This is a genomic window from Rhodococcus sp. B50, assembly GCF_013602415.1.
In the GTDB taxonomy this organism is placed as follows: Bacteria; Actinomycetota; Actinomycetes; order Mycobacteriales; family Mycobacteriaceae; genus Rhodococcus.
The window spans coordinates 4,545,655-4,569,013 of the sequence record NZ_WPAG02000002.1 but is presented as its reverse complement, the minus strand read 5'-3'; the positions used below and the strand labels follow the sequence as shown (position 1 = coordinate 4,569,013).

The window sequence follows — 23,359 nt, the reverse complement described above, 5'->3', positions numbered from 1 at the left end:
CGGCAGCGACGAAGATCGACTACCGATCCGTCCCGGCGGCGATCGGACGCGCATATTGCCATACCGGGCTGTTAGTGTCTGAGCTCACGTGGTGTTCGCGGGCCGGATGCCAGGCGATCCGTGCAGCCCTGCTGCTGCCGGTGGGGGTACTCGATGACGACCGTTGAGTGAGGAGAAAGCATGGCTGAGCGTTCGAGCTCCGGCCGGATACTGGCAATGATTCTGGTGGGCCTGGGTGCCTTCCTCTTGGTGATCGCGATTCTCGTGCCGACGTACACGTTGGGGAAGTTGAAGACGACGCCGCTCGACCTCGAGGTGACGACGGTCGCCGAGGGCACGGGCGACATCCTCAACTCCCGTCAGTTGCTTGCCGGTAACGCGCAGGTCGACCGCGACGTGCCGATCGTCGCGCAGCGTTTCGTCACCGTCGAGGATCCCGCCGACGCCGACATCATGACGCTGCAGTCCGGCCAGACGGTACGACGCCTCGACATGCAGGGCGACACGGGCCTCGTCTCGGCCACCGTCGACCGCGTTACGATCGACCGGAAGACCGCCATGCCCGTCTCGGCGGAGGACTTCCCGGATCGTGTGAGCACGATCCAGACCAGCGCCGACAAGCCGCCCGTCGAGATCGACAATCGCGCGGGCCTGCAGTACAAGTTCCCGTTCGACGTCAAGCAGGAGTCGTACCCGTACTACGACATCAATGCGCGCGAGAACTTCCCCCTCGACTTCGTCGGTGAGGAAGAGATCAACGGCCTGAAGGTCTACCACTTCCGTCAGGAGGTCGGCCCGATCGACCTGTCGAAGGCCGACCGCGAGGTCCCGACCTACAAGCTGAGCCTGCCCGCCTCCACGTGGGGTGTCGGTGAGGGCGACGAACCGATCACGATGACCCGCTGGTACAACAACACCCGCGACCTGTGGGTCGACCCGGTCACCGGCGTCGTCGTCAAGGGACAGGAGCAGCAGGACCAGTACTACGCCCGCGAGGCCGACAAGCCCGAGGTGACGGTCCTCAACGTGACGCTCCCGTTCAACGAGGAGACGATCGAGTACCAGGTCGGCCAGGCCAAGGACGGCCAGGACACCATCTCGCTGTTCGGCCGCACCCTGCCGATCATCCTCGGCATCCTCGGCGTCATCCTGCTGATCGTCGGCTTCGTGCTCGGCCTGCGCGGCGGCGGCAACCGTCGTCCGGCCACCGCGACCGGTGGTCCCGCTCCGGCAGGCCCGGCCACCACCACCACCGTGGGCCCGGCGCATTCGGCCGGCACGCAGCGCGACCACACCGACGACCGCACCGAGGTCATCCCGCGTCAGACCGATCCGAACACGCAGCAGCGCGATTGGACGACCGATCAGACGCAGGAGATCCCGCGCACCGATCTGCGCAAGCCTCCGACGCAGGAGTGATCGTCCGGTAGACGAACCGAGCCGCCCCTCACCGATCCCGGTGGGGGGCGGTGTCGTTCGTGGACGACCGCGTCACTGCGTCGTCCGTGGACGATCGGGTCGCTGCAGCACCCCGCACCGCGAGTACCGCGACCACCGCGGCCGTCGCGGCGGCCACACCGACGGCGACGCCGACGAACTGCTGCAGGGTCGATGCCACCGTGAACATCAGCACCGCTTCGAGGGCGAGACCCGCCCACGCGACGAGCGCGAGATGGGTGCGCTCCCCGGCGATCGCCGACAGCAACGCGCCCTGGAGCACCGCGAGACAGGCACCCTGCAGCGCGAACAGCCACAGCAGCGACTGCACGGGACCGTAGGCGTCGCCGACGAGCATCGGGACGAGCGGCCCGCAGATCGCGGCCCCGGCGACAAGCACCGCGCCGATCGCGACGAGGACGGTGAGGGCCGAGCGCACCGCGGCCGCCGACTGCGCGGGGTTCGCCATCCGCGGATAGAGCACCACCCCGACCGCCTGCGGCAGCCAGAAGGCGACCTTCGTCGCGACCGCCCCCAGGGCGTACAGGCCGGCGGAATCGGGGTCGAGCAGCATGCGGGCGAGCAGCAGGTCGAGCGAGGTGAGCGCGATGAGGGCCAGCTGCACCTGGGACGCGCGCAGAACCGCCCCCGCGGTCGGGACCTGCCCCTGCCCGCCACCGGACGTCCGGCCTACCAGCACGCGCGCGGCCAGCGCGACCGCACCCGTCCCGATCGCACCGGCGAACAGCGCGGCGCCGGGACCACCTCCGACCGCGAGCACCGCGACCGCCGGCACCACCTTCGCGATGCCCGCGGCCGCCAGGACGACACTGAGCGCCGCAAACCTGCCCCGTCCCTGCAACAGACCCTGTTCGGCGGCGAGCAGGACGAGCAGCGGTGCGGTGACGAGCGATCCGAACGCTCCCCCGACGCTCGTGTCGAGCGCCCACGCCGCGACGGGCACGAGGAGCATCGCGACGACGAAGGCGAGCACGGCGCAGCGGTAACCGAGACGACGCAGAGCGGCGGCACCGGTGCCGTGCACGGCCTCCCGGGCGACGACCGTCTGCAACGCCAGGGCCGGCACGGCGAGGACGAGTTGAGCGGCGAGCAGGCTCGCGAACTCGCCGTATCCGGCGGGCCCGAGCCAGCGTCCCGCCGGCAGATGCAACAGATAGGACGCGAGGTTCGCGGTCATCGCGCCGACCGTCACCAGCGTCATCCCGGCGACGGCGGTACCCGTCGTCGAACCGCGGGTCGTCTCGGCGCCCTCCGACGCGGGTCGGGGTGTTCGCGGCATCCGCTCATCCTCCCATCCGGAACGACACCGTATTCTGCCGCCATGCCACGCCCGGAGCCGTCCCGCATGCCCGTCCGGGCGGCACTGCCTGCAGTGTGGTCGCTGGCGCTGACCGTCGCCGTGCTCGGTCCGTTCCTCGTCTCCCCCGGTTATCTGCTCTTCCGCGACGCGGTGAGCACTCCCCGATCGTTCCCGACCGAGTCCGCGCTCGGATTGTCCGACGCCGCGGCCCGCGCGGTGCCGCAGGACGCCCTGCTGGCGTGGGTGAGCACCGTCGTCGACGGCGGTGTCGCGGTCACGGCACTTCTGGCCGCGTCGTTGTGGGCCGCGGGATGGGGTGCGGCACGGCTGGTCGCGGTGGTGTTGCCGACGAGCGGCACCGGTGCCCGGCTCGTGGCGGGGACGGTGGCGATCTGGAATCCGTATGTCGCCGAGCGGTTGTTGCAGGGGCATTGGAGTCTGCTCGCCGGGTATGCCGCGTTGCCGTGGACGATCTGCGCGGCCGTCGCGATCCGGCGGCGACGGCGCGGCGGGTGGGCGTCGCTGGCGGTCTGCCTGGCCGCCGCGGGCCTGACCCCGACCGGCGCCCTGCTGGCGATCGTGACGGCCTGCGCGGTCCTCGTCGCGCCCGGTGGGCGGACGCGGGTGCTGCCGCGCGTGGGTGGCGCGCTCGCGCTGGGCGTCGCGGTGTCGCTGCCGTGGCTGGTCGCGACGGCGGTCGCCGGTGGCGGCACCGAAGCGGACCCCGCCGGTGTGCGCGCCTTCGCCGCGCGGGCCGAACCCCTTCTCGGCACGATCGGTTCGGTGGCGGGGCTCGGCGGGATCTGGAACGCCGATGCCGTCCCTTCCTCGCGCACGACGGGGTGGGCGCTGGTTAGCACCCTGCTGCTGCTCGCGGTGGTGGCGTGCGGTGTGCCGGCACTGTGGCGGCGGCGCAGCAATCCCGTCGTCGTCGCGCTCGTCGCCCCGGCCGTCCTCGCGGTGTTCGTCGTCGCCCTCGCCGCGACCGGCCCGGGACTGGCCCTCGGCGAATGGGCGATGGTGCACGTTCCCGGCGCGGGACTGCTGCGCGACACCCAGAAGTGGGTCGCGTGGGCGATGCCCGCCTACGCACTCGCCGCGGCCGCAGGCACGACGGTCCTCGCGCGGCGCTTCGCGGCGTCCGAACCGGTGTGGGCGACGGCCGCGATCGTCACCGTGCTGGTCTCACTCCCCGACCTGGTGTGGGGCGTCGGCGGGCAACTGCGGCCCGTGCGGTATCCGTCCGGATGGGAGCGGGTGTCGCAGATCGTGACAGCCGACGACGGAGATGTGGCCGTGCTGCCCACCGGTATGTTCCGGGTCTTCGACTTCTCCGGTCCGGTGCCGGTTCTCGATCCGTCCCCGCGCATGCTGCGCGCCGACGTTCTGCAGACCGGAACCCTCGTCGTCGCCGACGGCAGCGTCGCCGGTGAGGGGCGCCGCGCGGCCGACGTCGAGGCCCTGTTGCTGTCCGGTGCGGACCCGGGTGCGCTCGCCGCGCAGGGGGTGGGCTGGGTGCTCGTCGAAGACGGCACGCCGGGCGAACTCGGCGACGCGCAGAGCACGCTCGACGCCCTCGACGTCGCCTACCGCGACGACGACCTGAGTCTGTACCGGGTGGAGGGAGTCGCCTCGAGCCGGTCACCTCACCGGCCGGTCGCCACAGGGGCGCACGTGGTGTGGCTACTGGTACTGGCCGGCGGCGCTGGGTGTGCGCTCGGGCAGCGGGTCGGTGAGAGACGACGGCTCGTCGGCGCGCGGGAACAATCCTGAGACGGTGTGCCCGAAGGTCGTGACGGACAGGACCTCGTGGACACCCTCTCCCGTGGCCTCCCACGAGAACTCGCCGGCACGGATGCGGGCCTTGTTGCCGAGTTGACGACGACGGTCCGCGTCGGCGAGCAGATCGGCGACGGCGGCGGTCAGTTCGGCGGGCGAGTCGACGAGCACGCCGGTGACGCCGTCGATGATCGAGTCGGTGAGCCCCTTGGAGCTGCGGTAGCCGATGGTGGGCACGCTGTGCTGGGCGGCCTCGACCACCGCCAGCCCCCAGCCCTCCTTACGCGAGGGCATCACGTGAACCCATGCGCGGGAGAGCAATTCGTGCTTCCGATCTTCGTCGACGTGGCCGTGGAAGGTGACGGCGTCGCCGATGCCGAGTTCGGCGGCCGCGTCGCGGAGGTTCTGTTCCCACCAGCCGCCGCCGATGACGTCGAGGTGCAGACCCGGCACGGTGCCGCGCAGCGCCGCAACGGCTGCGAGGGCGTCCTCGATCTGCTTGTGCGGCACCAGCCGCGAGAGCACGCACACGCTCGGATGGGTCGTTCGCGTGTCGTCGCCGCCTGCCGTGACACCGGTGGGGACGGCGTCGACGCCGTTGCGGACCACCGCGATCCGTTCCCGGTCGACGCCGAGAGCGCGCAGCTCGTCGGCGGACGGGAGCGAGACGGTGAGGTACTGGTTGCGGCGATGCACGCGCGGCGACAGCGACGACTCGATCCACCAGCCGAGCTTGGCCATCAGCCTGCCCGCGACCGGCCACTGCTCGCGGTGGCAGTGGTGCACGAGCACCGTGACGGGCGCACCGGCGACGAGCCGAGCGAAGAACGGGATGCCGTTCTGGGTGTCGATGACGGCGTCGGGGCGGATGCCGGCGAGCGGCCCCACACCGAATCTGCCCGCGAGGATCGCGGCGAGTGCGCGCGGGTAGACGGTGAGTCGTCCACCGCCGCGACTGACGGTGATGCCGTCGATACGGTCGTGCTTCGCGGCTCCGGGGTAGGCGGCGGTCCGCAGGACGACCCGGACGCCGCGCGCCGCGAGCTGCGCTCCGACCTGTTCGAGATACCGCTCGCTGCCGCCCCCCTGCGGATGCCCGCTGTCACGCCAGCAGAGCAGCAGAACCTCCCGCACGCGGCGACCCCCTGTGTTGGCTCGACCAGCCTGCCGGTGTCGACTCGACCACCCGGCCGGGCAGATGTGACTCGGACGATGACAGGGACACAGTAGCGGGTGCCCGTCGACGACAGGTGAGGGACGAGTACAAGCGCAGCACTAAGGTGACTGGACGTGCCTTCGACGACCTCATCCCGCACCGACGTGACCCGGTTGTTCGCCCGCCGCGCCACACTGCGCCGTTCCGCGGGGTTGCTCGGCAGTTTCAGGTTCGAGCAGACGGCACCGGAGAAGTTCTACGGCGGTCTCGCTCGCGACACCGTCGATCTGATCGGCGACCTCTACACGGGCATGACCGGCACCGACCTGACGGGAACCACGGTCGTCGACGTCGGTGGTGGTCCCGGATACTTCGCCGACGCGTTCACCGAAGTGGGATCCCGGTACGTGCCGATCGAGCCCGACCCGTCGGAGATGCACGCCGCCGGCCTGCAGGTGGGGGGCGCGATCCGCGGCTCCGGACTGGCGCTGCCGGTGCGTACCGGCGCGGTCGACGTGTGCTTCTCGTCGAACGTCGCCGAACACGTCGCGACACCGTGGGCGATGGCCGACGAGATGCTGCGCGTCACGCGTCCCGGCGGGTTGATGGTGCTGTCGTACACCCTGTGGTGGGGTCCGTTCGGTGGGCACGAGACCGGTCCGTGGCACGCCTTCGGAGGCGAGTACGCGGCCAGGCGCTACGCCCGCAAGCACGGCAGGGAACCGAAGAACCGGTACGGGGTGTCGCTGTTCGACGTCGGCGCGAGCGACGGCCTGCACTGGGCACGCTCGACGCCGGACGGCGAACTGCTCGCGGCCTTTCCCCGCTACCACCCGAGGTGGGCGTGGTGGCTCGTGAACGTGCCCGGCGTCCGGGAGTTCCTCGTCAGCAACCTGGTACTGGTCCTGCGGCGACGGTGACCGGTCGCTTAGTGTCGTCGCCATGACCGCATTGGCTCTGGACGTCGGCGGCACCAAGCTCGCCGCGGCCGTCGCAGCCGACGACGGCACCCCGCTCGAAGTGCGATCCGTGCCGGTCCCCCGGAACGACGTGTGGGGCGCGTGCGCAGGACTGCTACGGCAGGTCGCCGAGATCGGTGAGAGACCGGTGACCTCCGTGGGAATCGCCGCGGCAGGACCGGTCGACACGAACGCCGGGACGATCGGTCCGATCAACATCTCCGAATGGAGCGCCGGCTTCGCACTCGTCGACACCGTGCGCGGCCTGTTCCCCGACGCCCGGGTGGACCTGGTGATGGACGGCGCCGCCGCGACCCTGGCCGAGCAGCGCTTCGGGGCCGGACGCGACGTCGCCGACCTGCTCGGCGTCGTGCTGGGCACCGGCATCGGCGGCGGTCTGGTGCTCGGTGGCCGGATCGTGCGTGGCCGCACCGGAAACGCCGGCCACATCGGGCACATCGTCTCGCCCTACGGCACGACGGTGTGCGCGTGCGGAGGTGTCGGCTGCATCGAGACGGTGGCGAGCGGCCCGTCGGCGGTTCGCTGGGCCCGTGCCCACGGCTGGGACGGGCCCGACGGCGTCGCGCTCGCCGCGGACGCCGAGGCCGGAGTCGGTGTCGCCGCAGCGGCACTCGAACGGGCCGGGACTGCACTGGGCCAGGTCCTCGCGTCGGCAGCCGCACTGGCAGATGTGGGACGGGTGGTCGTCGGCGGGGGCTTCGCGCAGTCGGGCGGTCACCTGTGGCGGCCCATGCTCGCGTCGGCTGCCCGGCACGCCCGCCTGAGGTTCGTGCAGGACCTGCGAATCGTCCCCGCCGAACTCGGCGCACTGGGCACTCTCACCGGCGCATCGATCGTCGCCGCAGGTCACGACTGGATAACCTGACCCGGCACGCCGCGCTTTCCGGCCTACCCTGAGGACCACATCGGAGTCCCGGCGGAAACCGGTGGCGGTCCGCCGGGATGCTCGGCGAGCGGATCGGCGGTACCGGATGCGGATTGCTGACATTTTGCGGAACAAGGGCTCGGCGGTGCGCACGGTCGCGCCCGACACCACGGTGTGCGAGCTCATCGGAGATTTCGCGCGGTTCAACATCGGCGCGATGGTGGTGTGCGAGGACAAGACCGTCGCCGGCATCGTCACCGAACGCGACGTCGTGCGTGCCCTGCACGAACGCGGCCCATCGATCCTCGCCGCACCGGCACACGAACTGATGTCCCGGACGGTGACGACCTGCCTGCCCACCGATTCGGTCGACAGTCTCGCCGAGACGATGACCGAGCAACGGATCCGGCACCTGCCGGTCGTGGTCGACGCTCGGCTGGTCGGGATCGTCAGTATCGGCGACGTGGTCAAGAGCCGCATCGACGAGCTACAGACCGAACGCGATCAGCTCGCCTCCTACATCCACGACGGTGGATGAACCTCCGGGTCAGTTCTCGCCGGTCGCGTCGTCGCCGGGAGCAGTGTCCTCGCCGGCACCGTCTTCGCCGGCACCGCCCTCGGTGGCGCTCGGGCGGTCGAGGATGCTCACGCTCATCCCGTAGGGCAGGAACCGCACCGAGCGTCGCGGATCGGTGTTGCCCTTGAGTGTGCGCAGCGCGTCGAGTTCGGTGCGATGGACCTGGTCGACGCGGGCGACGCCGGCGTCGTCGGTGGTGTAGACGACCCAGACTCCGTCACCCTTCTCACCGGTGGTCTCGGGCCGCGGCTGCGTGCGGGTCGGCGCCGCCGGTGGCTCGAGGAACGAGAAGATGCGGTCCTTCAGCTCCCGCAATTCCTCCCCGGCTTCCCTCACCACGCGGTCGAGGTCTTCGGGGTCGAATCCGAACGGATTGTTCTCCGCCATGACATGTCTCCTGACCGTTGGGCACACTCCAGTGTGGTGACGGTCGCCGATTCGCGCCACCCGTCCTTCGAGGAACCGGTCCCATCGGATCTGGTGACCCCCTGGCCTCAGGCTGTAACGTGTTCTAGTGTTCGGGGTCACAGCACCGCGGCCCGTTCGACGGCCGCGCGATCCGAGACGTGAGCACACAGCAACGGATGAGGAAGACATGACCGACTACGACAAGTTGTTCATCGGCGGCGAGTGGGTGGCACCGTCGACCGACGAGAGACTCGAGGTGTTCTCCCCCGCCACGGAGGAGCGCGTCGGCTCCGTGCCGGTCGCGGGACCGAAGGACGTCGACGCCGCGGTCGCCGCCGCCCGGCGCGCCTTCGACGACGGACCGTGGCCGCGCACCTCGCCGGCCGAACGCGCGCAGGTGCTCGCCAAGGCTGTCGCGCTCATCGAGGAACGCAACGACGAGATCGCCACCGTCATCGGTTCCGAACTCGGACAGCCGGGCCCCTCCGTCCAGATGGTGCAGATGACCCCGGCCCTCGGGACGCTGAACTTCTATGCCGGACTGGCGGATTCGTTCAACTGGGTCGAGGAGCGGGTCGGCTCGTTCGGCCGCACCCGCGTCACCCGCGAACCCGTCGGCGTCGTCGCCGCCGTCATCGCGTGGAACGTGCCGCTGTTCCTGTGCGCGAACAAGATCGCGCCCGCACTGCTCGCCGGATGCTCCGTGGTGCTCAAGCCTGCCCCCGAGGCCCCGCTGGCCGTGAACCTCATCGCCGAGATCTTCACCGAGGCCGGTCTTCCCGAGGGCGTGCTGTCGGTGGTTCCGGGCGGCGCGGAAACCGGCGAGAGCCTCGTGTCCCATCCGGACATCGACAAGATCACCTTCACCGGGTCGACCGCGGTGGGCAAGCACATCGGCGAGATCGCGGCGCGCAATCTCAAGCGCTGCTCACTCGAACTCGGTGGCAAGTCCGCGGCCATCATCCTCGAGGATGCCGACCTCGACTCCACCATCGCCATGCTGGTGATGTCGGGTCTGATCAACACCGGCCAGGCATGTGTCGGCCAGACCCGCATCCTGGCTCCCCGCTCCCGCTACGACGAGGTCGTCGAGAAGGTGGCCGGCGCAACCGCGTTCTTCCCCGTCGGACCTCCCGGCGACGACGCAGCGCAGATCGGTCCGCTGATCTCCGCCAAGCAGCGCGACCGTGTCGAGGGCTACATCGCCAAGGGCAAGGAGGAAGGCGCCCGCATCGTGATCGGCGGTGGCCGTCCGGCGCATCTCGACAAGGGTTACTTCGTCGAGCCGACGATCTTCGCCGATGTCGACAACTCGATGACGATCGCCCGCGAGGAGATCTTCGGTCCGGTGCTGTGCGTGCTGCCCTACGACAGCGTCGACGAGGCGGTGAAGATCGCCAACGACTCCGATTACGGCCTCGCCGGTTCCGTGTACACCGCCGACGTCGAGAAGGGCCTCGAGATCGCGTCGCGCGTGCGCACCGGCACCTACGGAATCAACTGGTACGCCTTCGATCCCGGTTCACCGTTCGGTGGATTCAAGAATTCCGGCATCGGACGCGAGAACGGCCCCGAAGGACTCGAGGCGTTCTGCGAACTGAAGTCCGTGCTCTACCCGCCCGGTTACGAGGGCTGATCCCCTACGACGAGGGGGAGGATGTGTGCGAGTTCTCCGACGAGAACGCACATATCCTCCCCCTCGATCGTGTCTTCGACAGGACGCGACCTCAGATGTACATCGCGGGGTCGATGTAGGTCGTCGGATCCACGAGCGGTTCGTGCTTCTTACGGGATCGGACGGTCGCGGGGATACCCGTGGCAATCGAATCCGCCGGCACGTCGTGGGTGACCACGGCGTTGGCACCGATCGCCGTGTCGTCCCCGATCACCACCGGGCCGAGGACCTTCGCCCCCGCTCCGACGGTGACCCGGTTGCCCAGCGTCGGATGACGCTTCTCCTTCGCCAGCGACCGGCCACCGAGCGTCACGCCGTGGTAGAGCATCACGTCGTCGCCGATCTCGGCCGTCTCACCGATGACCACGCCCATGCCGTGGTCGATGAAGAAGCGCCGCCCGATGGTCGCACCGGGATGGATCTCGATGCCGGTGAGGAATCGGGTGAACTGCGCGAGGATCCGCGCAGGTCCCTTCAGCGCGGGCACCTGCCACATCCGGTGCGCGATGCGGTGCGACCAGATCGCGTGCAGCCCCGAGTAGACGATGGCGTTCTCCGCGTCGCTGCGCGCGGCCGGATCGTGGCCGCGCGCAGACTGCAGATCCTCCCGCAGAGTGTGCAGGATACCCACGACGGCGATCAGTCCCGGATGTGTTCGAACAGCGGGGTGGAGATGTACCGCTCACCGAAGTCGCAGACGACGGCGACGATCAGCTTGCCGGCGTTCTCGGGGCGCTTCGCCAACTCGAGGGCCGCCCAGACGATCGCACCCGACGAGATGCCACCGAGGATGCCTTCCTGGGTGCCCAGATCGCGCGCGACACGGATCGAATCCTCGAACGAGACGTCGACGATCTCGTCGTAGATCTCGCGGTCGAGCACGTCGGGCACGAAGTTCGCGCCGATGCCCTGGATCTTGTGCGGTCCGGGCTCGCCACCGTTGAGGATCGGCGAGTCGACCGGCTCGACACCGACGACCTTCACATCCGGCTTGTACTCCTTGAGCCTGCGGCCCGCGCCCGTGATGGTGCCGCCCGTACCGATGCCGGCCACGAAGATGTCGACTTCACCGGCGGTGTCCTTCCAGATCTCCTCACCGGTGGTGTTGTAGTGGATCTCCGGGTTCGCGGGATTGCCGAACTGGCGGGCGAGGATCGCGTTCTCGGTGTTCGCGACGATCTCTTCGGCCTTCGCGACGGCACCCTTCATGCCCTCGGAACCCGGGGTGAGGACGATCTCGGCGCCGTAGGCGCGGAGCATGACGCGACGCTCGGTGGACATCGTCTCGGGCATCGTGAGGATGACCTTGTAGCCGCGCGCAGCGCCCACCATGGCGAGCGCGATGCCGGTGTTGCCGGAGGTGCCCTCGACGATCGTGCCGCCGGGCTTCAGCTCACCGGACTTCTCGGCCGCGTCGATGATCGCGACACCGATGCGGTCCTTGACGCTGTTCGCCGGGTTGTAGAACTCGAGCTTCACGGCGACCGTCGCGCCGGACCCCTCGGTCAGACGGTTGAGCTTGACGATCGGGGTGCGCCCGACCAGCTCGGTGACATTGTTGTAGATGCCGCTCATATGGGCCGATCCCTCCTTGCGGTCGTAGCGACGACCGGGTCGTTTCCGTCACACCATTGCATCATTCGCTGATACGTGCTGTGCAGCCGGGGAGCCGTGCGCCCACCCGGCCACGCGCAGGCGCGGGCACAGTGCGGCGGCGACGGTGTGTCGGTCCGGCGTACACGGGTACTCAACGTCAGCGGCCGCCTCGATCTTCCCGACGCCCACTGTGGCGTTCGTCCTCGATTCGGCGACCGGCGGTCCTGTCCGTCCGTACCGGTGAGGAGACGACGGTGGTCGATTTCGGCAGAGTCGTACAGAACGCGAACAGAGTCGTCGACAGCGCGGGCAAGGCCGTGAACGATGCCGGCCACACGGTCGGTGGATTCGTCCGGCGCGCCGTGGACCGACCCGTCGACGCGCGCAAACCGCAGACGGTGACCGTGGCGGCTCCACGGGCGCAGGTCATGCAGTTCTGGCGGGATCCGGAGAACCTGAGCAAGGTGTTCGGAGACCACGTGCGGGTCGAGACGGTCGAGGCGAACCGTCTGCGCTGGACCTGGGACACCGCCGGCAGGTCCACGATCTGGGACACCCGGGTGGATGTCACCTCGGAGGGGCTCGCATTCGTCGGAGAGGACGACGCGGACACTCCGGGACCACGGGTGGTCCTCGCGGTATCCGACGCACCGCGCGGCGGCACCGGGATGACCCTGCGTGCCGAGGTTCCCGCTCCCGACCTGGTCACCGGTGCGTGGACGTTCACCGCGCTCTATCGTGCGCGCGCCCTCATGCAGACCGGCGAGATCCCCACGCTGCAGGGCAGCCCGAGTGCCCGTGAATCGGAAGGAGACGCCTGATGCGAGCCCTGTGCTGGATGGGTGTGAACGAGTTGTCGGTCGAGACGGTCGACGATCCCGGCCTGGTCAACCCGCACGACGTGATCGTGAAGGTCCGCCTCACCACGACCTGCGGTTCCGACCTGCACTTCCTCGGCGGTTACCTACCCGGGATGCGCGAGGGCGACGTGATCGGCCACGAGTTCATGGGCGAGATCGTGGAGACCGGCCCGGAGGTGACCTCGGTGCAGGTCGGCGACCGGGTGGTCGTGCCGTCGTTCATCGGATGCGGAAAATGCCCGTACTGCGCCGACGGACTGCACGCGGCGTGCGACACCACCAATCCGAACGCCGCCATGCAGCAGCCTCTGCTCGGCTATCCCACCGGCGGCATCTACGGGTACACCCACCCTTTCGGCGGGTATCAGGGTTCGCACGCCGAGTACATCCGCGTGCCCTTCGGCGACGTCAACTGCTTCCGGATCCCCGAGGGTATCGGTGACGAGCAGGCCCTGTTCCTGTCGGACGCGGTGCCGACGGGGTACATGGGTGCCGATTTCTGCGACATCTCACCGGGGGACACCGTGGCGGTCTGGGGCGCCGGCGCTGTCGGCCTCATGGCCGCGGCGAGCGCGAAGATCATGGGCGCCGAACGGGTGATCGTGATCGACCGTTTCCGCGACCGCCTCGACCGCGCCGCGACGAAGGTCGGCACCGAGACGGTGGACTACACCGAGGTCGACAGCGTCTACGAGACGCTCCGCGAGAGCACCGGTGGGCGCGGACCGGACGCGTGTATCGACGCGGTGGGCATGGAAGGACACGGCACCGGCGTCATGCAGGCCTACGACAAGGTCAAACAAGCACTACGGATGGAGAGCGACCGCGCGACCTCCCTGCGGGAGGCGATCCTGTCCTGCGGCAAGGGCGGTGTGGTGTCGGTGCTCGGCATCTACGGTGTCACCGACAAGTTCCCGATGGCCGTGCTGACGAACAAGAGCCTCACCTTGCGGACAGCGCAGCAACACGGACAGCGGTACATGCCCGCCCTGTTCGAACACGTTCTCGGGAACAGGTTGGACCCGAGTTGGCTCATGACGCACGACCTTCCGCTCACCGAGGCGGTGCGCGGATACGAGATGTTCGAGAACAAGGAGGACGACTGCCTGCGCGCGGTCTTCCGCCCGTGAGCCGGTACGAAGATGACGATGCCCGCTTCCGGACGTACCGGAAGCGGGCATCTGCTGTGACAGGACCGAATCAGCCCAGGCGCTGCTTCAGGGCCTCGAACTCGTCGCGGATGCCCGAGGGCACCTTCTCACCGAGGAAGTCGAACCACTCGGCGATGCCGTCGATCTCGGCCTTCCACTCGTCGACGTCGACCTTCAAGGCCTCGTCGACGTCGGCGGGCTCGACATCGAGACCGTCGAGCGTGAGGTCGGCGGCGGTGGGAACGTAGCCGATCGGCGTGGACTGCGCGCCGCCCTTGTGCTCGATGCGGTCGACGATCCACTTGAGCACGCGCGAGTTCTCACCGAAACCGGGCCACAGGAAGCGGCCGTCGTCGCCGCGACGGAACCAGTTGACGTAGAAGATCTTCGGCAGCTTGTCCTCGTCGGCGTTCTTGCCGAGCGTGATCCAGTGATTCAGGTAGTCGCCGGCGTTGTAGCCGAGGAACGGCAGCATCGCCATCGGGTCGCGACGGACGCTACCGACCTTGCCCTCGGCCGCGGCGGTCTGCTCGGACGACAGGGTCGCGCCGAGGAAGGTGCCGTGCTGCCAGTCGAAGGACTGGCTCACGAGGGGCACCGTCGTCTTGCGGCGTCCGCCGAACAGGATCGCCGAGATCGGCACACCCTGCGGGTCGTCCCACTCGGGAGCGAGGATCGGGCACTGCGACATCGGGGTGCAGTAGCGCGAGTTCGGGTGCGCGGCGTTGGTGCCGGACTCGGGGGTCCAGTCGTTGCCCAGCCAGTCGGTGAGGTGCGCCGGGGTCTCGCCGCCGATGCCCTCCCACCAGATGTCGCCGTCGTCGGTCTTCGCGACGTTGGTGTAGATGGTGTTGCCGGCCTCGATGGTGGCCATCGCGTTCGGGTTCGAATCCGCGCTGGTGCCCGGGGCGACGCCGAAGAAGCCGAACTCCGGGTTGACGGCGTAGAGACGGCCGTCCTTGCCGAAACGCATCCACGCGATGTCGTCGCCGAGGGTCTCGGCACGCCAGCCGGGGATGGTCGGCTGGATCATCGCGAGGTTGGTCTTGCCGCACGCCGACGGGAATGCCGCGGCGACGTAGTAGGCCTTGTCCTCGGGGGAAATGAGCTTGAGGATCAGCATGTGCTCGGCGAGCCAGCCCTCGTCGTGGGCCATCGCCGACGCGATACGCAGCGAGTAGCACTTCTTGCCGAGCAGGGCGTTGCCGCCGTAGCCGGAACCGAAGCTCCAGATCTCACGGGTCTCGGGGAAGTGGGTGATGTACTTGGTGTCGTTGCACGGCCACGGGACATCCTGCTGTCCGGCCTCGAGCGGCGCACCCACCGAGTGCAGAGCCTTGACGAACGGACGGTCGGTACCGAGCTTCTCGAGAGCCGCGGTGCCCATGCGGGTCATGATGCGCATCGAGACGACGACGTACTCCGAGTCGGTGAGCTCGACGCCGAGCTTCGGGTCGTCGGCTCCGAGCGGGCCCATGCAGAACGGCACGACGTACAGGGTGCGTCCGCGCATGCTGCCGCGGTACAGCTCGGTCATCGTGGCGCGCATCTCGTCGGGGTCGACCCAGTTGTTGGTCGGGCCCGCGTCGATCTCGTTCTTCGAGCAGATGAAGGTGCGCGACTCGACACGGGCGACGTCGGACGGATCCGAGTTCGCGAGGAACGAGTTGGGCTTCTTCTCGTCGTTCAAGCGAGTGAAGGTCCCGGCCTCCACCAGCAGAGAGGTCAGACGGTCCCATTCCTCATCGGAGCCGTCGGCCCATACGACACGATCGGGCTGGGTGAGCTCGGCAATCTCCTGGACCCAGGCAAGCAACTCGGCATGCTGGGTCGGGAGCTTGTCGTCGGTACCGTTCAAACCGGGAATGGTCGCTGAGGTCATCAAAACTCTCCTGGGGTGTGCCCGGAACCGGATCCCGCCTCCGACCTGCACTTGTCGGTGCAGATGATGGCAGACCCGGGCTTTCCCCTCTCGGCAGGGGTACCACCTACGTCGTCCGTGGCCGAACAGGCGAAGTAGGCGCCGGATGTCCTTTTCATAGAGGTTAACGTCGGAAGGCCGACCGGCGTCACTCGGGGCCGGTCGGAAATCTCACAGAAACGATTCAGAGCGTGCGCACAATACCGTCCCCTCCCCCTGCTACGCAGCCGGAGATGGATCACTTCGACCCGTCTCCGTGGTGTACGTCGTATTCCAGGCTACCTGTGTCGAGACGGCTCCAGCGACCCGATCCGTCCAGCTCGCGACAGTATTCCCACACTCCGTAGCGACCGTCGTCCGCGATCACCGACAGGCGGTCGCTGCTGCCGTCGAGATCGGTGTCGGTGGCGACCACGAGGCCGTCGCCCCAGTCGCCGCCGCCTCCCCAGCGCTCGCTGTCGGCGACCACCGTCTCGGCAACACCGTCGCCGTCGAGGTCGGTGGTCGGATCGAGGACATCGGCCCAGGTGGCCACCTCGGACGGATCGAACACGGAAGGATCGAACGGATCGGTGAACGGCTGGGGCGCTCCGCCCGATCCGCCGGCGAGTTCGGCCATCGTTTCCTTTCCGACCCGGGCGGTTGCCGGATCGCTCCTATCCGGTTCGACGCACCCCGGCATCCCGCGGTTCCGAGTCGCGTCCGAGCACGGCGAGGTCGCGTTCGCATGCCGCAATGCGGGCGCGTCGTTCCCCGCGGCGGCGGGTGATCTCCGCGTCGATCGCCGCGATGCGCTCGCGCACGCGGGTCGCGTGCCGGTCACGGGTGGCGGCCGCAAGCGCGGCGGACTGCAATTCCGCCTCGTGGATGCGGGTGCGGATCCAGCTGTCGAGCTCCGCGCGCACGGTGGCGAGCTCCTCGGCGATCCACCGGCGCATCCGTTCCCGGTACGCGATACGCCTGCGGACCCGCATCAGCCAGCCCGCCGCCGGCACCGCGCACGCGATCGCGACCACCAGCGACATCCAGCCCGGCAGATTCCCGAACGGGGTGACGAGCAGCCTGCCGAGACCCGCACCCGCCGACGCGCCGAACACCACCGTCAGCGTGTCCTCCATCGACCGCGCGGTCTCGGGTGGGCGGAACGTGCGCGTGGCTTCCGGGCCGGGTGTCCCCGGTGCGATCCGGGTCATCTCGTCGGTGAGCCGCGCACGCAGGTCGTCGATGTGGGCGTCGATCGTCGCGACCACCGCGTCCCCACCCGCGGTCTCGAGCACCTCGACCGCCTCGGTGGATGCCGTTCGCACCCGCACTGCGACCTCGTGCGCGAGCGTCACCTGCAGTCGGCGCAGGTCGGGACCGGAGGTCGCGGGTGGTGCGGCGGTGATGAGGCGGGAACGTTCCGTGCGGAGGTCCGCTTCGTCGTCCTCCGTCCTCAGACGCTCCATCTCCTCACCGATCATCGGTCGCGTGGCGGCGACGAGCGCTGTGCGCACCCGTCGCGGGTCGTGCGACGACCGGACGGCGGCGGCCAGGACGTCCCGCAGCTCGACGATCCCCGAACCGGCGAGCACGGTCTGCCGAAGGGCCTCGCTCGCCTCGTGCTCGCGGGCCCGCCGCGCGGCCTCGGCGGAAACGGGCAGCACCACGACGCGCGGCAGCCAGGGTGCGTGCCGGTGCAGGATCTCGACGTCGGCGTCGCGCACCGCTCGGTGGTCGGGGTAGCGGTCGCTGCCCGTCAGGGCACAGACCACCTCGATCGACCCGGCGGCTGCCGCGCGCACGAGCGCAAGTTCGGTCCGGCCGATCACGGCGGACGGGTCGAACACCACGAGGGTGACCGCCGCCCGATCGGAGGGCCCATCAGCAGCAGCCCTGTCGTCGTCCGCGATGTCCACGCCACCCTGGTGCCGCAGTTCCGATGCCAGCCCGCCCACACCGGAGCCGGGCACTCCGACGACCCGTATGCCGGTCGCGGGTGGTTCGTGCAACCGCATCCATCCGCGCGGGTTCCATCGGCGCAGGACGTCGTCCTCGTTCACCGCGGTCCCGCCGACACATCCAGGGTGTGTTCGACGAGTTCCCGCACCTGCGGAGCCGCAGGAATGCCGGCAGCGGCCCGGGCGAGCTCCTCGTCACGCAGGCCACGGGCGACGGCCGCACGCGCGGCGATCAGTTCTGCGAGCAGCTCCTCCGCACGAACGGCGACCACCTGCCCGGGCGCCACGCCGGTCGCGCGGGCGACGACGGCGCACTCCGCGGCGGCTGCCCCGCCCGAGACCACGAGGACGATGCGACGAGGATCGACGGTCGCGAGTGCGGCGCGGTCGGCGGGGTGCACGACGGCCGGGTCGAGGCGACGCGGCACGACGTAGACGAGGAGGTCGGCGTCGAGCACCGGATCGGGACCGTCCGGTGTGTCCACTGCCGCTCCGACGACGATCGCGTCGGCACTCGCCTCGGGCAGCGATTCCCGGACCCGTGCCTCGACGACTTCGCGGCCCGTCCCCGCGCGCCCCGCCACCTGCACCCGCAGCGCGGCCGCGTGCCCGGCCAGCGCACTGCGCAGGGCACGCCCGGCCTCCGCGTCGAGTTGCTCGACCTGCGCGGCGAGGCGATGCCACAAGTCCCCCGTCATGATCCCCCGATCGTCGCCGGAGATTGTGGCAGAGAGACCGCAGGTCGGCAGCGGAACGAATGCTTCCCTGAGAAAACACTGTGGCCCCTCAGGTCACTCCCGCCACACACTCCCGAGATACGCGACAATGGACGGGTGAACGAAGCCGATCAGCACACCACCGAGACGCTCGACGAGCGCCCGACCCGCGGGAACCGCCTGTACCCCAGGGTGACGAGTTTCCGGTCCCGCCGTGGATCGCTGACCGACCCCCAACAGGAGTGCTGGGACCGTCGTTGGCCCGAACTCGGCAAGGAGGTGGGCGACGATCCGCTCGACATCGAAGCGTGGTTCGGCCGTTCCGCGCCGCTCGTCCTCGAGATCGGATCCGGAACGGGAACCGCCGCCCTCTCCATGGCTCGGGCCGAGCCCGAGGTGAACCTCATCGCCGTGGAGGTCTACAAGCCGGGCATCGCCCAGACACTGCAGGGCATCGAGCGCAGCTACGACAGCGACGCGCCGATCGAGAATCTGCGGATCCTGCGCGGCGACGCCGTCGAGGTGCTCGAGAAGATGCTCACCACCGAGTCGCTCACCGGGGTGCGGGTGTTCTTCCCGGATCCGTGGCCCAAGGCCCGCCACCACAAGCGCCGGCTCCTGCAGGCCCCGACGTTCGCGCTGATCGCCGACCGGTTGAAGCCCGGCGGAGTGCTGCACGTGGCCACCGACCACGCCGACTATGCCGAAGCGATCGCCGAGGTGGGCGACGCCGAGCCGCGACTCGCCCGGTTCTCCGGCACCGCTCCGATCAGCCTCGAGCGACCCGTCACGAAGTTCGAGGACAAGGCACACCAGGTGGGGAGCGCGATCAACGAGTTCGTGTGGGGGAAGATCGGAGCATGAGTGTCCATGAAGAGCTCCCCGGCGTGACCGACTCCTCCGCGATCGACGGCGTCGAGCCGGTCCGCAAGGTCCTGCTCGTCTGGGACGCACCCAACCTCGACATGGGCCTCGGCGCGATTCTCGGCGGACGGCCCACCGCCGCCTACCGCCCGCGCTTCGACGCTCTCGGCCGCTGGCTGCTCGGGCGCACCGCCGAACTGTCGCGTCAGCACTCCACCACCCTCGAGCCCGAGGCCACGGTATTCACCAACATCGCACCGGGCAGCGCCGACGTCGTCCGCCCCTGGGTCGAGGCCCTGCGTAATGTGGGCTTCGCGGTGTTCGCCAAGCCGAAGATCGACGAGGACAGCGATGTCGACTCCGACATGCTGCACCACATCGAGCTGAGGCACCGGGAGGGTCTCGCCGGTGTGATGGTGGCCTCCGCCGACGGGCAGGCCTTCCGTGAACCCCTCGAGCTGCTCGCGCAGCAGGGCATCGCCACCACGGTGCTCGGTTTCCGCGAGCACGCCAGCTGGGCGGTGACCTCCGAGATCATCGAGTTCCTCGATCTCGAGGACATTCCCGGTGTGTTCCGCGAACCGCTGCCCCGCGTCAGCCTGGAATCGCTGCCCGACGAGGGTGCCTGGCTGCAGCCGTTCCGACCGCTTTCTGCTCTCCTCGTGGGGCGCAAGAGCGTCGCCGAATAGGAGACTTACGTGTTCGACCGTTGGGGAGAGCTCGTCTACCGCGCGCGCTTCACCGTCATCGCGGTGATGGTCGCGGGGTTGCTCGCGCTCGCCGGGTACGGGCTGAGCCTGAACGATCATCTCAGCCAGAGCGGCTGGGACGATCCCGGCTCGGAGTCCGTCGCCGCTGCCAAGCTCGCCGACGGCACCTTCGGCCGCGACACCGCGGGCGACGTTCTGGTGCTCTACACGGCGCCCGAGGGTAAGACGGTCGACGATCCCGAGTTCGCGGCGAAGGTCACAGACAGCCTGAACTCGCTGGTGGCCGAGCACCCCGACGAAATTCTCAAGATCAACGGCGCGTACTGGCCTACCGACAACGCGCCGTCGCTGCCGACGCTGGCCGACCCGTCGCGCCAGCACGCGATCGCGTCGATCGCCATCGCCGGCGAGAACGACACGGAGTTGACCGGCAACTTCCGCGACGTCAAGGACGAGTTCTACGTCGACGGTGTCGACGTGCAGCTCGCCGGTCTGCAGCCGATCTCCGGCGCGCTCAACGACACGATGGCGAACGACATCAAACGCATGGAGATCCTCGCGATCCCCGCGGTGGGCATCCTGCTGTTCTTCGTCTTCGGCGGTGTCGTCGCGGCCGCGCTGCCGTTGATCACCGGCGGCCTCACGATCATCGCGGCGAACGGCATCGTCCGGCTGATCACCAACTTCACCGAGGTCAACTCGTTCGTCGCGCCGGTCGTCTCGCTGATCGGCCTGGGTCTGGCGATCGACTACGGCCTGTTCATGGTGTCGAGATTCCGCGAAGAGCTCGCAGAGGGCTACGACACGCGTGCAGCGGTGCGGCGTACCGTCATGACCGCAGGCCGCACGGTGGTGTTCTCGGCGACCATGGTGGTCACGAGTCTCGGTGGTCTCGTGCTCTTCCCCCAGGGCTTCCTCAAGTCGGTCGCCTACGGCGCGATCTCGGCGGTGTCGCTGGCCGCCCTGCTGTCCATCACGATCCTGCCCGCCATCCTGAGCATCCTCGGCAAGCGCATCGACAAGTTCGGCATGAAGCGATTCGGGCAGATCCAGTCGAACGAGCAGGTCGAGAACAGCTTCCTCGGCCGCCTGTGCCGCTGGGTGATGGTCAACCCGATGAAGGTGACCATCCCGACGGTCATCGGCCTGCTGCTGCTCATCATGCCGTTGACCGGCATCAAGTTCGGCGGCATCAACGAGACCTACCTGCCGCCCGAGCACCCCACGCGTGTCGCGCAGGAGACCTTCGACGAACTGTTCCCCGGCCAGCGCGCCGAACCGGTCAAGCTCGTCGTCCGCGGTGCCGAGGGCGGCGACCTCAACAAGATCATCACGACGGCCAGTGAAGCTCCCGGTCTCGTCGAGAAGTTCACGATCACCGGTCCTGCGAAGGACGGCGTCCGTGTCCTCAAGGCCGGCCTGACCGACCGCAACGAGTCCTCCGGCACCATCGAGTATCTGCACGCGGCCGAATGGCCCGAGGGTGTCGAAGTGCTCGTCGGCGGCACTCCGGCGATCGAACAGGACTCGATCGCAGCCCTGCTCGACACCCTGCCGTTGATGGTCGTGGTCGTCGTCCTGCTGACGACCCTGCTGATGTTCCTGGCGTTCGGCTCGCTCGTGCTGCCGGTCAAGGCAGTGTTGATGAGTGCCCTGGGTCTCGGTTCGACCCTCGGCATCCTCACCTGGATCTTCATCGACGGCCACGGCGCCGAGCTGCTCAATTTCACCCCGGGACCGATCATGTCGCCGGTGCTCGTGCTGATCATCGCGATCGTGTACGGCCTGTCGACCGACTACGAGGTGTTCCTGCTCTCCAGAATGGTGGAGGCGAGATCGCTGGGGGCGAGCACCACCGAGTCCATCCGCATCGGTACCGCCCACACCGGCCGCATCATCACCGCGGCAGCCCTGATCCTCATCGTCGTCACCGGCGCCTTCGGGTTCTCCGAACTGGTGATGATGAAGTACATCGCGTTCGGCATGATCGCCGCGCTGATCATCGACGCCACGGTCATCCGCATGTTCCTCGTGCCCGCCGTGATGAAGTTGCTCGGCGACGACTGCTGGTGGGCTCCGGCGTGGATGAAACGCATCCAGGAGAAGATCGGCCTGGGCGAACCCATCCTCGCCGACGAACTCATGCCCCAGGACGTTCCCGAGCTCATCACCGTCGGCATGTTCGGTCCGGCGACGGTCGCGGCCACCGGTGCGCATCGCTTCCCCGGCGCCTTCGAGGGTGGCTCCGACCTCACGCAGCCGCTGCCGAAGATCGCTCCGCCGCGTCCGGCCGCCGAACAGCGCAAACTCCGCGATCTCACGCCGCCGCCGGTGCGTCGCCAGGCGACCGGTCGTCCCCCTGTCCGCCCGGCAGCGCCCGCTGCAGGTCGTCCCCCCGCACCTCGGAACGGTGAGCGGGTGCCGCCCGCAACCGGCCGTCCGACGCCGGCGAGCCGTCCGGCGCCGCCCGCTGCAGCCCCGGGACGTCCGTCGCGACCGATGCCGGAACCGCGGCGTCGTTCGGAGGATCGGCCGCAGGTGGACGAGCGGAACGGCATGTCGCTGCCACAGCGCGGTGCGCTCGATTCCACACAGCGCGGTGCGCTCGATTCCACACAGCGCGGTGCGCTCGATTCCACACAGCGCGGTGCGCTCGATCCCACACAGCGCGGTGTCCCCGAGACACCCCGAAGCCGAGCATCCGACCCGTCGCCGACGTCGGCGGTGCCGCCACTCCCCCGCCGTCAGCGCGGGGAGGTTCCGCCGCCGCTGCCGCAGTCGTTCGTCCGGCCTCCTGCCGACCCAGGCGAGTCCGAGGCCGTGCCGGGTGCTCGGACACCGCGCCCGAGCGAGCCCGGCATCGGTAGGGGACGGGATCCGCAGGCTATCGAGAACTGGTTGTCGCAGTTGCGCCGCACCTCGCCCGGCGGGGAGCCTTCCGCGCAGCGGCCGCGGCCCGCACCGGACGCACCGCGTCAGCCGGCACCCGAAGCGCAGCGCTCCCCGGCGTCGGAGCCCCAGCGACCTTCCGTCCCGGAGGCACAGCGCCCCCCGAGGCCGGAAGGACCGCGACCGCCGGCACAGGGACCGGCCCGGCCCCCCGTGCCGGGAACGCAGCAGCCGCCCACGCAGGGCATGCAGCCGCCCACGCAGCGTGCTCCCCGTCCGCCTCTGCCCACCCGGTCCCGGGGCTCTGAGCAACCGCCCCTCCCGGGTGGTGCCGAGCGATCGGAACAACGAGCGGACGACTCGCAGCAGGAGCAGAACGACGAGAATTCACGCAGCCGCGGACGCCACGGTCCCGACAGCGGCCGCTCGATCAGCGTCAGCGAACTGATCGCCCGGCAGCGTCGCGACTGACGATCCGAAACAACCCGAGGCGACCCGCTCGCGGGTCGCCTCG

General features: G+C 69.3%; 20 protein-coding genes. 11 read left to right on the top strand and 9 right to left on the bottom strand.

Going from position 1 to position 23,359, the window contains the following annotated elements; translation table 11 throughout:
* Window positions 1-180 precede the first annotated feature (180 nt).
* A complete protein-coding gene (locus GON09_RS21520) occupies window positions 181-1,419 on the top strand; it encodes a DUF3068 domain-containing protein (protein WP_213933638.1) in 1,239 nt (412 codons plus the stop codon).
* A 28-nt stretch (window positions 1,420-1,447) separates the two neighbouring features.
* Here GON09_RS21520 and GON09_RS21515 read toward each other — a convergent pair whose 3' ends face one another.
* Window positions 1,448-2,737 carry a lipopolysaccharide biosynthesis protein gene (locus GON09_RS21515; RefSeq protein WP_374195357.1) on the bottom strand — a complete coding sequence of 430 codons (1,290 nt, stop codon included), beginning with the start codon at window positions 2,735-2,737 and terminating at the stop codon, window positions 1,448-1,450.
* Window positions 2,738-2,779: 42 nt separating this feature from the next.
* Here GON09_RS21515 and GON09_RS21510 point away from each other — a divergent pair, with 42 nt between their 5' ends.
* Window positions 2,780-4,531, top strand: a complete 1,752-nt coding sequence (locus tag GON09_RS21510; RefSeq protein WP_213933637.1) for a hypothetical protein — start codon at window positions 2,780-2,782, stop codon at window positions 4,529-4,531.
* On the opposite strand, the gene GON09_RS21505 is transcribed toward GON09_RS21510, so the two are convergent.
* Complete coding sequence (locus tag GON09_RS21505) at window positions 4,442-5,671, bottom strand: glycosyltransferase family 4 protein (RefSeq protein ID WP_213933636.1); 1,230 nt, start codon at window positions 5,669-5,671, stop codon at window positions 4,442-4,444. The two genes, GON09_RS21510 and GON09_RS21505, sit on opposite strands and share 90 nt — an antisense overlap.
* Window positions 5,672-5,857: 186 nt before the next feature.
* Here GON09_RS21505 and GON09_RS21500 point away from each other — a divergent pair, with 186 nt between their 5' ends.
* From GON09_RS21500 to GON09_RS21490, 3 genes are all read left to right on the top strand, one after another.
* Entirely contained in the window at window positions 5,858-6,613 is a 756-nt protein-coding gene (locus GON09_RS21500) for a class I SAM-dependent methyltransferase (protein ID WP_213934564.1), read from the top strand.
* 22 nt (window positions 6,614-6,635) lie between these two features.
* Window positions 6,636-7,538, top strand: coding sequence for an ROK family protein (locus GON09_RS21495; protein ID WP_213933635.1), 903 nt, complete (start codon window positions 6,636-6,638; stop codon window positions 7,536-7,538).
* A 106-nt stretch (window positions 7,539-7,644) separates the two neighbouring features.
* Window positions 7,645-8,076, top strand: a complete 432-nt coding sequence (locus tag GON09_RS21490) for a CBS domain-containing protein (RefSeq protein ID WP_213933634.1) — start codon at window positions 7,645-7,647, stop codon at window positions 8,074-8,076.
* A gap of 9 nt (window positions 8,077-8,085) precedes the next feature.
* On the opposite strand, the gene GON09_RS21485 is transcribed toward GON09_RS21490, so the two are convergent.
* Window positions 8,086-8,502: a hypothetical protein gene (locus GON09_RS21485; RefSeq protein ID WP_213933633.1), complete on the bottom strand. Its 417-nt coding sequence runs from the start codon at window positions 8,500-8,502 to the stop codon at window positions 8,086-8,088.
* Between the two features lie 208 nt (window positions 8,503-8,710).
* Between GON09_RS21485 and GON09_RS21480 the strand changes: the two genes are divergently transcribed.
* A complete protein-coding gene (locus GON09_RS21480) occupies window positions 8,711-10,159 on the top strand; it encodes an aldehyde dehydrogenase (RefSeq protein ID WP_213933632.1) in 1,449 nt (482 codons plus the stop codon).
* A gap of 91 nt (window positions 10,160-10,250) precedes the next feature.
* On the opposite strand, the gene epsC is transcribed toward GON09_RS21480, so the two are convergent.
* Window positions 10,251-10,829: a serine O-acetyltransferase EpsC gene (gene epsC / locus GON09_RS21475; RefSeq protein ID WP_213933631.1), complete on the bottom strand. Its 579-nt coding sequence runs from the start codon at window positions 10,827-10,829 to the stop codon at window positions 10,251-10,253.
* An 8-nt stretch (window positions 10,830-10,837) separates the two neighbouring features.
* Window positions 10,838-11,773, bottom strand: a complete 936-nt coding sequence (gene cysK, locus GON09_RS21470; RefSeq protein WP_213933630.1) for a cysteine synthase A — start codon at window positions 11,771-11,773, stop codon at window positions 10,838-10,840.
* Between the two features lie 275 nt (window positions 11,774-12,048).
* Here cysK and GON09_RS21465 point away from each other — a divergent pair, with 275 nt between their 5' ends.
* Both GON09_RS21465 and GON09_RS21460 read left to right on the top strand, forming a co-directional pair.
* On the top strand, window positions 12,049-12,615 hold the full coding sequence (locus tag GON09_RS21465; RefSeq protein WP_213933629.1) for a hypothetical protein: 567 nt from the start codon (window positions 12,049-12,051) through the stop codon (window positions 12,613-12,615).
* The gene (locus GON09_RS21460) at window positions 12,615-13,784 is read left to right on the top strand and encodes a zinc-dependent alcohol dehydrogenase (RefSeq protein ID WP_213933628.1); all 1,170 of its coding nucleotides are present in this window, start codon (window positions 12,615-12,617) and stop codon (window positions 13,782-13,784) included. The genes GON09_RS21465 and GON09_RS21460 overlap by 1 nt, the downstream gene beginning before the upstream one ends.
* A gap of 70 nt (window positions 13,785-13,854) precedes the next feature.
* Here the strand turns inward: GON09_RS21460 and GON09_RS21455 are convergent, their stop codons facing one another.
* The 4 genes from GON09_RS21455 to GON09_RS21440 form a co-directional block, all read right to left on the bottom strand.
* Window positions 13,855-15,687, bottom strand: coding sequence for a phosphoenolpyruvate carboxykinase (GTP) (locus tag GON09_RS21455; RefSeq protein WP_213933626.1), 1,833 nt, complete (start codon window positions 15,685-15,687; stop codon window positions 13,855-13,857).
* A 277-nt stretch (window positions 15,688-15,964) separates the two neighbouring features.
* Window positions 15,965-16,345 carry a DUF6802 family protein gene (locus GON09_RS21450; protein ID WP_213933625.1) on the bottom strand — a complete coding sequence of 127 codons (381 nt, stop codon included), beginning with the start codon at window positions 16,343-16,345 and terminating at the stop codon, window positions 15,965-15,967.
* 37 nt (window positions 16,346-16,382) lie between these two features.
* Entirely contained in the window at window positions 16,383-17,768 is a 1,386-nt protein-coding gene (locus GON09_RS21445; protein WP_213933624.1) for a hypothetical protein, read from the bottom strand.
* Window positions 17,765-18,364, bottom strand: coding sequence for a hypothetical protein (locus GON09_RS21440; RefSeq protein WP_213933623.1), 600 nt, complete (start codon window positions 18,362-18,364; stop codon window positions 17,765-17,767). The genes GON09_RS21445 and GON09_RS21440 overlap by 4 nt, the downstream gene beginning before the upstream one ends.
* 135 nt (window positions 18,365-18,499) lie before the next feature.
* Here GON09_RS21440 and trmB point away from each other — a divergent pair, with 135 nt between their 5' ends.
* Genes trmB through GON09_RS21425 form a run of 3 tightly spaced genes read left to right on the top strand, consistent with a single transcriptional unit; the run spans window position 18,500 to window position 23,316 of the window.
* Window positions 18,500-19,246: a tRNA (guanosine(46)-N7)-methyltransferase TrmB gene (gene trmB, locus GON09_RS21435; protein ID WP_213933622.1), complete on the top strand. Its 747-nt coding sequence runs from the start codon at window positions 18,500-18,502 to the stop codon at window positions 19,244-19,246.
* Window positions 19,243-19,935: an NYN domain-containing protein gene (locus tag GON09_RS21430; protein ID WP_026003512.1), complete on the top strand. Its 693-nt coding sequence runs from the start codon at window positions 19,243-19,245 to the stop codon at window positions 19,933-19,935. Before trmB ends, GON09_RS21430 begins: the two co-directional genes overlap by 4 nt.
* 9 nt (window positions 19,936-19,944) lie before the next feature.
* Window positions 19,945-23,316 (top strand): MMPL family transporter, encoded by a 3,372-nt coding sequence (locus GON09_RS21425; RefSeq protein ID WP_213933621.1) that lies wholly within the window; start codon window positions 19,945-19,947, stop codon window positions 23,314-23,316.
* The last annotated feature ends 43 nt before the right edge of the window (window positions 23,317-23,359 follow it).